Source organism: Pseudomonas sp. CROZ-RG-20F-R04-15, from assembly GCF_022662375.1.
In the GTDB taxonomy this organism is placed as follows: domain Bacteria; phylum Pseudomonadota; class Gammaproteobacteria; order Pseudomonadales; family Pseudomonadaceae; genus Aquipseudomonas.
Window position 1 is genome coordinate 258320 of sequence record NZ_JAKNQL010000010.1, and the last position, 10413, is coordinate 268732.

The 10413-nt window shown below is 60.3% G+C and carries 11 protein-coding genes; 7 read left to right on the plus strand and 4 right to left on the minus strand.

The features are described 5' to 3' along the window. Window positions 1-4: 4 nt before the first annotated feature. Entirely contained in the window at window positions 5-1573 is a 1569-nt protein-coding gene (locus L8H52_RS17270; protein WP_242207822.1) for a phospholipase D family protein, read from the minus strand. A gap of 60 nt (window positions 1574-1633) precedes the next feature. Further along, complete coding sequence (locus L8H52_RS17275; RefSeq protein WP_242207821.1) at window positions 1634-3055, minus strand: PLP-dependent aminotransferase family protein; 1422 nt, start codon at window positions 3053-3055, stop codon at window positions 1634-1636. A gap of 179 nt (window positions 3056-3234) precedes the next feature. Here L8H52_RS17275 and L8H52_RS17280 point away from each other — a divergent pair, with 179 nt between their 5' ends. Continuing rightward, window positions 3235-3480 (plus strand): DUF1127 domain-containing protein, encoded by a 246-nt coding sequence (locus L8H52_RS17280; protein WP_242207820.1) that lies wholly within the window; start codon window positions 3235-3237, stop codon window positions 3478-3480. A 114-nt stretch (window positions 3481-3594) separates the two neighbouring features. On the opposite strand, the gene L8H52_RS17285 is transcribed toward L8H52_RS17280, so the two are convergent. Continuing rightward, on the minus strand, window positions 3595-4905 hold the full coding sequence (locus tag L8H52_RS17285; RefSeq protein WP_242207819.1) for an FAD-binding oxidoreductase: 1311 nt from the start codon (window positions 4903-4905) through the stop codon (window positions 3595-3597). A 148-nt stretch (window positions 4906-5053) separates the two neighbouring features. Here L8H52_RS17285 and L8H52_RS17290 point away from each other — a divergent pair, with 148 nt between their 5' ends. Continuing rightward, window positions 5054-5407, plus strand: coding sequence for a YkgJ family cysteine cluster protein (locus tag L8H52_RS17290; RefSeq protein ID WP_038359217.1), 354 nt, complete (start codon window positions 5054-5056; stop codon window positions 5405-5407). 109 nt (window positions 5408-5516) lie between these two features. Here L8H52_RS17290 and L8H52_RS17295 read toward each other — a convergent pair whose 3' ends face one another. Then, window positions 5517-6005, minus strand: a complete 489-nt coding sequence (locus tag L8H52_RS17295) for an Lrp/AsnC ligand binding domain-containing protein (protein ID WP_003177284.1) — start codon at window positions 6003-6005, stop codon at window positions 5517-5519. A gap of 156 nt (window positions 6006-6161) precedes the next feature. Between L8H52_RS17295 and dadA the strand changes: the two genes are divergently transcribed. The 5 genes from dadA to L8H52_RS17320 all read left to right on the plus strand — a co-directional run bounded on the left by dadA (window position 6162) and on the right by L8H52_RS17320 (window position 10191). Beyond that, window positions 6162-7466, plus strand: coding sequence for a D-amino acid dehydrogenase (gene dadA / locus L8H52_RS17300; RefSeq protein WP_016985828.1), 1305 nt, complete (start codon window positions 6162-6164; stop codon window positions 7464-7466). After that, window positions 7438-7791 (plus strand): RidA family protein, encoded by a 354-nt coding sequence (locus tag L8H52_RS17305; RefSeq protein ID WP_242207818.1) that lies wholly within the window; start codon window positions 7438-7440, stop codon window positions 7789-7791. The genes dadA and L8H52_RS17305 overlap by 29 nt, the downstream gene beginning before the upstream one ends. 94 nt (window positions 7792-7885) lie before the next feature. Continuing rightward, the gene (gene alr / locus L8H52_RS17310) at window positions 7886-8959 is read left to right on the plus strand and encodes an alanine racemase (RefSeq protein WP_242207817.1); all 1074 of its coding nucleotides are present in this window, start codon (window positions 7886-7888) and stop codon (window positions 8957-8959) included. Window positions 8960-9047: 88 nt separating this feature from the next. Further along, window positions 9048-9596, plus strand: a complete 549-nt coding sequence (locus tag L8H52_RS17315) for a cupin domain-containing protein (protein ID WP_008086779.1) — start codon at window positions 9048-9050, stop codon at window positions 9594-9596. A 181-nt stretch (window positions 9597-9777) separates the two neighbouring features. Continuing rightward, window positions 9778-10191: a c-type cytochrome gene (locus tag L8H52_RS17320; protein WP_347340752.1), complete on the plus strand. Its 414-nt coding sequence runs from the start codon at window positions 9778-9780 to the stop codon at window positions 10189-10191. The last annotated feature ends 222 nt before the right edge of the window (window positions 10192-10413 follow it).

Genomic DNA, 10413 nt, shown 5'->3' on the forward strand with positions numbered 1-10413 from the left:
CTTTTTAAAGCATGCGTTCCAGGCCGACAGTGGTGCTGAACCACGCATTGAAGCGTCGCCACCAACTCCCCGGTTCCTTGGTCAGGGTATGCATCTGGCCGTTGTCTTCGGTGACCCAGACAATCTGGCCATCCTGCAATTTCGCCTCATAACTCAGTGCTGGCGCCATACCCTGCAAGGCCAATTCACGCACATGCTCGGCCAGCTCCGGACTATCGACCAACACCCCGACCTCGGTGTTCCACAACACCGAGCGCGGGTCGAAGTTGAACGATCCGATAAACGACTTCTGCCGATCGAAGATCATCGCCTTGCTGTGCAGGCTCGAATCCGAGCCGCGAAACGACTTGCTGTAAAACACATGCGGCCCGCTGCCGTAGTTATCCCCAGGCTGGCGCCGCAGTTCGTACAGTTTAACGCCGTGTTCCAATAGCGCCTTGCGATACGGTGCATATCCGCCGTGCACCGCCGGCACGTCGGTGGCTTCCAGCGAATTGGTCAGCAGACTCACGGCAACGCCGGCATCGGCGCGTCCGGTCAGGTACACCAACCCTGGCTGGCCTGGAACGAAGTACGCCGAGATCATGATCAGTTCTTTGCTGACCCCCCTAAGCTCCGGCGCCAGTTGCGTGGTCAGCAGCAACTGCGGATCCGGCTCGCCCTTGGCCAGCACCTTGCTCGGCGCATCCCACAGCGCCTGGTTCCACGCCCAGATCAACTCCTTGCGCCAGATATCCATGCGCGGCGCGGTGGTGAAGGTCATCAACTGCTGATACAGCGCGTGATTCTGTTTGCGCGTTTCTTCCAGCGATTCTTCCAGGCGCGTGCGGGTGTTCTCCAGGTCCTTGGCGGTCGGTTGGCTGGAGAGGAATTCGTCGATCGGTTTGCTCAGGGCGCTGTTCCAGTATTGGTCGAAACTGTGCCCGAGCTGCTCGGCCACCGGGCCGACACTGAGCATGTCGATGTCGGTGAAATTCAGGTTTGGCTCGGCGTCGAAATACTCGTCACCCAGATTGCGTCCGCCAACGATGGCCACGCTGTTATCCGCCAGCCACAGCTTGTTGTGCATGCGTCGATGCTGCAGCGACAGATTGAACAAGCGACCAGCCGCGCGGGTGACACCGGTGCTGCGACCCAGATGCAGCGGGTTGAACAGGCGAATCTGAATCTGCGGATGCGCTGCGAGTGTGGCGATGATCTGGTCGAGGCCATCGCTGGTGGTGTCGTCGAGCAGAATGCGTACACGCACGCCACGATCGGCGGCCTTGAGCAATTCCTCTACCAGCATCCGCGTGCTGATACCGTCATGGACGATGTAGTACTGCAGATCGAGACTGGTCTGGGCGTTACGGATCAGCTCGGCGCGTGCAGTGAATGCCTCGCTGCTGTTGGATAGCAGGCGAAAACCCGAGCGTCCTTGATAGGGCGCCGCTTGTGCCTGAATCGAACGGCCGAAGCTGGAATCGGAAGCCGGCAAGGCCTGACTCGGCTCGCGCGGGACATCGAGACTGGCACAGCCGCTCAGGAACGAGGCGAGTAACAGCAAAGCGAACAAGGGCTGTCTGAAGCTCACGTAGGATCATTCCGGTTGGCGGCTAGGGTCGGCATATGGACGCGGTTCTCGGGAAAAAGGTCAGTCGGCTTCGGCCAGTAATCTGACAGCCGTCTCGCCGACCTTGCGCACCGCCTCTTCGATCTGCGCTGTCGGTTTGGCAGCGTAGTTCATCCGCAGGCAATTGCGGTACTTGCCCGAGGCGGAAAAGATGCTGCCGACGGCAATCTGTACGCCTTGGTCGTGCAACTCACGATTCAGTTTCAGGGTGTCGAAACCTTCCGGCAATTCGACCCACAACATGAAACTGCCTTGCGGCCGGCTGGCGCGAGTACCCGCGGGAAAGTACCGCGTTACCCAGTCGATCATCAGGTCACGGCTGCGCTGGTATTGCGTGCGCATGCGCCGCAGGTGCGGTTCGAAATGACCGGCCTTGAGGAATTCGGCGATGGCAATCTGCGGTTGTGGCGCGGTCGAACCGGTGCTGATGTATTTCATATGCAGCACGCGCTCAAGGTATCGACCCGGTGCGACCCAGCCAATGCGCAGCCCCGGCGCCAGGGTCTTGGAAAACGAACTGCAGAGCAGCACGCGGCCGTCTTCGTCGAAGGATTTGATCGTGCGCGGACGCGGGTAGGTGTAGGCCAGCTCGCCATACACATCGTCCTCGATGATCGCCACGTCGAAGCGCTGCGCGAGGTTGAGCAGGGCGCGTTTGCGCGACTCCGGCATGATGTAGCCGAGCGGGTTGTTGCAGTTCGGGGTGAGCTGAATGACCTTGATCGGCCATTGTTCGAGCGCCAGTTCCAGTGCTTCGAGGCTGATGCCGGTGAGTGGGTCGGTGGGAATTTCCAGGGCTTTCATGCCGAGGCCTTTGAGCGTTTGCATGGCGCCGTGGAAGCTTGGCGAATCCACCGCGACGATGTCGCCCGGCTCGCAGATTGCGTGGATGCTGGTGGACAGTGCTTCGTGGCAACCGGTGGTGATCACCAGATCGCTGGCGCTCAACTGGCAGCCGGAGTCGAGCATCAGTCGGGCGATCTGCTCGCGCAGTTCGAGGGTGCCGTGGATGTTGTCGTAATACAGGCCGGGCATGTCCTGGCGACGGCTGATGCGGGCGAGGCCGCGCAGCAGCGGTTTCATCGTTGGCGAGCTGATGTCGGGCATGCCGCGACCCAGTTGCACGACATCCTTGCGCGGCACCGCGCGAATCAATTCCAGCACCTGATCCCATTGCGAAATCTCCACCGGCCGCTGCGCCGGACGGCCGACGGCGGGCAGCTCCGGCAAATCGCGGCCGACCGGCACAAAGTAGCCGGATTTGGGCTTCGGCGTGGCCAGACCACTGTCTTCGAGCACGCGATAAGCCTGCTGCACCGTGCTCAGGCTGACCCCGTGTTCGACGCTCAAGGCACGCACTGACGGCAAGCGGTCGCCGGGACGATAGAAGCCTTGTTCGATGCGCGTGCCGAGCAATTCGGCGAGGTTTACGTAAAGGGTCATGGCTCAGCCTCGGTGCAGGTGATTCGTAAAACCAGTACAGATGCGACAGAAATCGACAATTCAGTCGATAAAGCGGCAAATCTGTATGGAGTAAATACAGTGGCTTTGAATCTGTAACGGTTTTGCTCGCCCGCGCATCATGGAATCTCTGGCTACCCAAGTAAACAGGAGCAACCAAAATGAACGGCTTGAGTGATGTGCGGCTGACGTTACACAGTCAGGAACTGGCGGCAGGGCAGAAGGATCGTGCACGCAATGAGATCATGCGTAACGCACCGTCCGGCCTGAGTCGCTGGGATCTGTTCTGGCATCGTCTGCACACGCGCAGGGCGTTGCTGGCGCTGACGGCGGATCAGCTCAAGGACATCGGGTTGACGCTTGAGCAGGCGCAGGAGGAGGGGTTGAAGCCGTTCTGGCGGATCTGACAACCACCGATCGTTCCCACGCTCTGCGTGGGAACGCCGCCCCGGACGCTCCGCGTCCGCTGTGACGCAGAGCGTCACTGGATACATTCCCACGCAGAGCGTGGGAACGATCAATCAGACCAGCTCTTTAAGACGATGCCACAACATCCCCAACGCCAACAACGGCGAGCGCAAATGCTTGCCGCCCGGGAAGGTGATGTGCGGCACCTTGGCAAACAGATCAAAGCCACCGCTGTGCTGCCCGCTGATTGCTTCGGCGAGCAGCTTGCCCGCCAGGTGCGTGGCGTTCACCCCGTGGCCTGAATAAGCCTGGGCGTAATACACATTCGGCAGATCATTGAGCCGGCCGATCTGCGGCAAACGGTTGGCGCCGATGCCGATCATGCCGCCCCACTGATAATCGACTTTCACGCCCGTCAGTTGCGGAAACACTTCGAGCATCTTCGGTTGCATGTACGCGGCGATGTCTTTCGGATCACGCCCCGAATAATGGCAGGCACCGCCGAACAACAAACGCCGATCCGCCGAGAGCCGGTAGTAATCCAGCGCCACCCGCTGATCACAGACCGCCATGTTCTGCGGCAACAGGCTATGCGCCTGCTCTTCGCTCAAGGGTTCGGTGGCAATGATGTAGCTGCCGGCGGGCAGAACCTTGCCACTAAGTTGCGGATTCAGATCATTCAGATAAGCGTTGCAGCCAAGCACCAGCGTTTTCGCGCGCACCGAACCTTGGGCTGTATGGACTTTGACTTCGGGGCCGTAATCGATACGCGTCACCGCCGAGTGTTCAAACAGTTTGACGCCCGATTGCTGCGCCGCCGCTGCTTCGCCCAATGCGAGATTCAGCGGATGCAGATGCCCAGAACCCATGTCGATCAAACCACCGACATAACGTTTGGAGCCGACAACCGTGTGCATCTCGTCGGCTTGCAGTAATCGCGTTTCGTAGCGATAACCGAGGCCGCGCAGTTCTTCGGCATCTTCGGCAAAACCTTCGAGATCGGAAGGTTTGTTGGCAAGATCGCAGTAGCCCCAGGTCAAATCACAGGCAATCTGAAAACGCTCGACGCGTTGGCGGACGATTTCCACCGCCTCCAGGCCCATGAGCTTCATCTCGCGCACGCCATCGGTGCCGATGATGTTGGCGAACTGATCGAGACCGTGGCCGACGCCGCGAATCAGTTGCCCGCCGTTGCGACCACTGGCGCCCCAGCCGATCTTGTGCGCTTCCAGCAGCACCACGCTGAGCCCGCGTTCAGCCAGTTCCAGCGCCGTGTTCAACCCGGAAAACCCGCCACCCACCACGCAGACGTCGGCGATCACTTCACCTTGCAGCAGCGGGTGATCCGGCTGTGGCAGGCTGCTGGCGGCGTAGTAAGAGGCAACGTGGGGTTGGCTCGCGGAGGTGAAGGCGCGGGCAGTCATGGGCGTCATCCAACGGCTAAGGTGTCGAGAAAATTTGACGGAGCATAAGCCGCACGCGCGAATGGGGGCAACACTGGTCGGCCTGCGGTGTCTGGATCACGGCTTTTGCGGCACAATTGTCGCCTATCCCACCTTGGTTACCGTTTCGATGAGCTGCAACAGCCAGACAGTCCGCACCTTGCGCCAGCAGATTCCCTCGTTCGAGTGTGTGCCCGGCTGCCACGATTGCTGCGGCCCGGTGACCACCTCGCCGGAAGAAATGGCCCGCCTGCCGCGCAAGACCCGCGCCGAGCAGGATGCGGCGATGGAAGAACTGAACTGTGTGCATTTGGGGCCGAATGGCTGCACGGTCTATGAAGAGCGGCCGCTGATTTGCCGGTTGTTCGGCACGACCAAAACTTTGCCTTGCCCGAATGAGCGGCGGCCGGTGGAGCTGATTCATCCACGGGTGGAGAAGCAGATATTCGAGTACATGGCGGCGAATCGGCAGGTGCTGGTTTAACGCGTTCACTTGGGACCGAGGCGCCGCTTTCGCGAGCAGGCTCGCTCCCACATTTGAAATGCATTCCCCTGTGGTAGCGAGCCTGCTCGCGAATGGAGCGACACCAATCTCAATCCGGGATCGGCAGGCTCAAGCTCTCCTTAACCTCTTCCATGACGATATAACTCTTCGACTCGCGCACATGCGGCAGCTTCAACAGAATGTCGCCCAGCAGCTTGCGGTACGAGGCCATCTCGGAAATCCGCGCCTTCACCAGATAGTCGAAGTCCCCTGACACCAGATGACATTCCAGCACGTGCGGCAATTTCAGCACCGCGCGTCGGAACTCTTCAAAAGTGTCGCCGGATTTGTAGTCGAGGCTGATCTCGACGAACACTAGCAAGCTACCCTTCAAATGCTGCGGATTGAGCCGGGCGTTGTAGCCCATGATGATCCCTTCGCGCTCCAGACGCCGCACCCGCTCGGTGCAGGGCGTAGTCGAGAGCCCGACCTTTTCGCCCAGTTCGGTGAAGGAAATCCGCCCGTCCGCCTGCAGGATCCGCAAGATGTTGCGGTCGATCTTGTCCAGCTCACGTTTGGTCTGAGTGTTGGTACGCATAGGGGATGCGCCTCTGTGAAAGGGGTTTTTGCCGAGAATTGTCGCCAAATATAGGCGCTTATATAGTGAAAAGCACTGGCATTTCTTTTTTACACTGCGCCCATCATTGCTCTAACAACAGACGTACGCGGCCCTGCCGCGATGAGGGATACAAAAATGCGCGTAATGGTCTTGGGTAGCGGCGTCATCGGTACCGCCAGTGCTTACTATCTGGCCCGTGCCGGGTTTGAAGTGGTGGTGGTCGACCGGCAGCCTGCTGCGGCCATGGAGACCAGTTTCGCCAACGCCGGCCAGGTCTCGCCGGGCTACGCCTCGCCGTGGGCCGCGCCGGGCGTGCCGCTCAAGGCGATCAAGTGGCTGCTGCAACGCCACGCCCCTCTCGCGATCAAGGCCACCGCCGACATCGACCAGTACCTGTGGATGGCGCAGATGCTGCGCAACTGCACCGCCAACCGTTACGCGGTGAACAAGGAGCGCATGGTGCGTCTGTCCGAGTACAGCCGCGACTGTCTCGACGAATTACGCGCCGAAACCGGCATCGCCTACGAAGGCCGCAGCCTCGGTACGACTCAGCTGTTCCGCACTCAGGCGCAGCTCGATGGCGCCGCCAAAGACATCGCTGTGCTGAAAGAATCCGGCGTGCCGTTTGAAGTCCTCGACCGTGCCGGGATTGCCCGCGTCGAACCGGCACTGGCAGGTGTGACTGACATCCTCGCCGGTGCCCTGCGCCTGCCGAACGACCAGACCGGCGACTGCCAGATGTTCACCACGCGCCTCGCTGAAATGGCCGTGAAGCTGGGTGTGGAATTCCGCTTTGGCCAGGACATCCAGAAACTCGACTACGCCGGTGATCGCATCAACGGCGTGTGGATCGACGGCAAGCTGGAAACCGCCGACCGCTACGTGCTGGCGCTCGGCAGCTACTCGCCGCAACTGCTCAAGCCGCTGGGCATCAAAGCCCCGGTGTATCCGCTCAAGGGTTACTCGCTGACCGTGCCGATCACCAATCCGGCGATGGCCCCGACCTCGACCATTCTCGACGAAACCTACAAGGTCGCGATCACCCGTTTCGATAATCGCATTCGCGTCGGCGGCATGGCCGAGATCGCCGGTTTTGACCTGTCGCTGAACCCGCGTCGACGCGAAACCCTGGAGATGATCGTCAACGACCTTTATCCTCAGGGCGGCAATCTGGCCGAGGCAAGTTTCTGGACCGGCCTGCGTCCGACCACCCCGGACGGCACGCCGATCGTTGGCGCCACCCCGTTCAAGAACCTGTTCCTCAACACCGGTCACGGCACCCTCGGTTGGACCATGGCGTGCGGCTCCGGTCGTTTGCTGGCCGACCTGATGGCGAAGAAAAAACCACAGATCAGCGCCGAAGGCCTCGATATTTCCCGTTACGGCAACAAGACCCAGGAGTCCGCAAAACATGTCAATCCAGCGCCAGCTCACCAATGAGCGCATGAGTCAGATCGTCAGCCACAACGGCACTGTGTATCTGGCCGGACAGGTCGGCGACGACTTCGACGCCGGGATTGAACAGCAGACCCGCGACGTACTGGCCAATATCGAGCGTTTGCTTGATCTGGCCGGCACCGACAAACAACACCTGCTGTCGGCGGCGATCTACCTGAACGACATCGAGGCACACTTCGCCGGGATGAACTCGGTGTGGGATCAGTGGCTGCCGAAAGGCGCCGCGCCGGCCCGTGCCACCGTCGAAGCGAAAATGGCCAAGCCGAGCATCCTGGTAGAAATCTCTATCGTCGCCGCGCTGCCGTAACCGTTGTAAAGATCCCTCTCCCGGCGCTGTTGGCGGTTCACGTCGTCAGTCGGCGCCGGTTTTTCTTCCCATGACCGCCTAGAAGTCTGCCGCCATGCGTCCTGCCCGTGCCCTGATCGACCTAGAAGCCCTGCGCCACAACTACCGAATTGCCCGCGAAGTCACCGGCGCCAAGGCGCTTGCGGTGATCAAGGCCGATGCCTACGGCCATGGCGCGGTACGTTGCGCCCAGGCGCTGGAGTCCGAGGCCGATGGTTTTGCCGTGGCCTGCATCGAAGAGGCGCTGGAGTTGCGCGCGGCCGGCATCAAGGCGCCCGTGTTGTTGCTGGAAGGGATTTTCGAGGCCGATGAGCTGGCGCTGATCGTCGAGCATGATTTCTGGACCGTGGTGCACTCGCTGTGGCAACTCGAAGCGATTGAGCAGGCAGCGCTGAGCAAGCCGATTACTGTTTGGCTGAAGCTCGATTCGGGCATGCACCGCGTCGGTCTGCATCCAAAGGATTACGCAGCCGCCTATCAACGTCTGCTGGCCAGCGGCAAAGTCGCGAAGATCGTCTTGATGAGCCATTTCGCCCGCGCCGATGAACTGCACGCGCAGAGCAGCACCGAACAGGTCGCGGTGTTCGAAGCGGCGCGTCAGGGTCTGGCCGCGGAAGTCAGCCTGCGCAATTCGCCCGCCGTACTCGGTTGGCCGCAGATTCACAGTGACTGGGTGCGCCCGGGCATCATGCTTTACGGTGCAACCCCGTTCGAAGAAGCCAATGCCGTGGCCGAGCGTCTGCAACCGGTGATGACCCTCGAATCGAAAGTCATCTGCGTGCGTGAACTGCCGGCCGGCGAACCGGTGGGTTACGGCGCCAAATTCATCACCGACAGACCAATGCGCATCGGCGTGGTCGCCATGGGTTACGCCGATGGCTACCCGCGTCAGGCGCCGACTGGTACGCCGGTTCTGGTGGCGGGCAAGCGCAGCCGCATTCTCGGTCGCGTGTCGATGGACATGCTGTGCATCGATCTCACCGATGTGCCGGAAGCCGACCTCGGTTCGACCGTCGAACTGTGGGGCAAAAACATCCTCGCCAGTGAAGTGGCGCAGTGGGCCGAGACCATTCCGTACCAGATCTTCTGCAACCTGCGCCGGGTGCCAAGGCTCTATTCCGAGGGTTGACGCCGCTGCGGGGGCCAAGTGTTGTAAATACTGAACGCTGTCGCCATGATAACGCTCAATATTCTTACAACATCAGGAGGCTCGCGCCTTGGACGTCGGTGAACGACTGCAATCGATCCGCAAGCTCAAAGGGCTTTCTCAGCGTGAACTCGCCAAACGCGCGGGCGTCACCAACAGCACCATTTCGATGATCGAAAAGAACAGCGTCAGCCCTTCGATCAGTTCGTTGAGAAAGGTACTGGGCGGGATTCCCATGTCCATGGTCGAGTTCTTTTCCGAAGAAATCCTGCAGGAAGTCCCGACCCAGATCGTCTACAAGGCCAACGAGCTGATCGACATTTCCGACGGCGCCGTGACCATGAAACTGGTCGGCCGCGCGCACCCTAGTCGCGCCATCGCCTTCCTCAACGAAATCTACCCGCCGGGCGCCGACACCGGCGAAGAAATGCTCACCCATGAAGGCGAAGAAACCGGGATTCTGGTGGAAGGTCGTCTGGAACTGGTGGTGGGTCTGGAAACTTTTATTCTCGAAGCCGGCGACAGCTACTACTTTGAAAGTACCAAGCCGCACCGTTTCCGTAATCCGTTCGACTTGCCTGCGCGACTAATCAGCGCAGCCACGCCGGCGAATTTTTAACAAAGAGGTGCCAAGCCATGATGGCAAAGGCATCCGGAGAGTTTTTCTACCGTGCGGTATAACCCCTTCGACTATGGGGTTGTTTCAGTGTGACGGGCTACCCGCTATACTTCCGCCCGCCTGCGAACCGTGGCCGCAGGCGTGAATAGCCACCATTGAGGGTGAACGCGTGAATCTAATTATGAAAATGCTGGCTGCACCAGCAACTGTATTGGCCCTCTGGGCTGTCAGCGCTCAAGCTGCGACGAATGACGACATTGCCAAGCGCCTCGAGCCAGTCGGCCAGGTGTGTGTACAAGGCAAGGAGTGCAAGGGGATGGAAGTTGCCGCTTCCGCAGGCGGCGGTGGCGGGGCGAAAACCCCGGATGAAGTGATTGCCAAGCACTGCAACGCTTGCCACGGTACGGGGTTGTTGGGCGCGCCGAAGATTGGTGATGCGGCGGATTGGGGCAAACGCGCCAAAGAGCAGGGCGGGATTGACGGTCTGCTGGCTAAGGCCATCAGCGGTATTAACTCGATGCCACCTAAAGGCACCTGCGCCGACTGCTCCGACGACGAACTCAAGGGCGCGATCCACAAAATGTCCGGTCTTTAATTCGCTGGCTTCGCTCTTTGCAAAAAACCGCCTCAGGGCGGTTTTTTTATGCCTTGGATTCGACCAACCCTCACCCCAGCCCTCTCCCGGAGGGAGAGGGGGCCGACCGAGGTGTCTGGCGCTCTACATCGACCTGAAAGATTGAGTCGATTATGGATTCAGTAAGGCTATTTCAAGTCGGCGTACCTCTCCAATATCCCCCATTCAGTCCCCTCTCCCTCC

Bases quoted from the DNA above. Each gene is read 5' to 3' on its own strand.
- L8H52_RS17275 (WP_242207821.1), bottom strand. From the start codon at position 3,055: ATGACCCTTTACGTAAACCTCGCCGAATTGCTCGGCACGCGCATCGAA.
- L8H52_RS17280 (WP_242207820.1), top strand. From the start codon at position 3,235: ATGAACGGCTTGAGTGATGTGCGGCTGACGTTACACAGTCAGGAACTG.
- L8H52_RS17285 (WP_242207819.1), bottom strand. From the start codon at position 4,905: ATGACTGCCCGCGCCTTCACCTCCGCGAGCCAACCCCACGTTGCCTCT.
- L8H52_RS17290 (WP_038359217.1), top strand. From the start codon at position 5,054: ATGAGCTGCAACAGCCAGACAGTCCGCACCTTGCGCCAGCAGATTCCC.
- L8H52_RS17295 (WP_003177284.1), bottom strand. From the start codon at position 6,005: ATGCGTACCAACACTCAGACCAAACGTGAGCTGGACAAGATCGACCGC.
- dadA (WP_016985828.1), top strand. From the start codon at position 6,162: ATGCGCGTAATGGTCTTGGGTAGCGGCGTCATCGGTACCGCCAGTGCT.
- L8H52_RS17305 (WP_242207818.1), top strand. From the start codon at position 7,438: ATGTCAATCCAGCGCCAGCTCACCAATGAGCGCATGAGTCAGATCGTC.
- alr (WP_242207817.1), top strand. From the start codon at position 7,886: ATGCGTCCTGCCCGTGCCCTGATCGACCTAGAAGCCCTGCGCCACAAC.
- L8H52_RS17320 (WP_347340752.1), top strand. From the start codon at position 9,778: ATGAAAATGCTGGCTGCACCAGCAACTGTATTGGCCCTCTGGGCTGTC.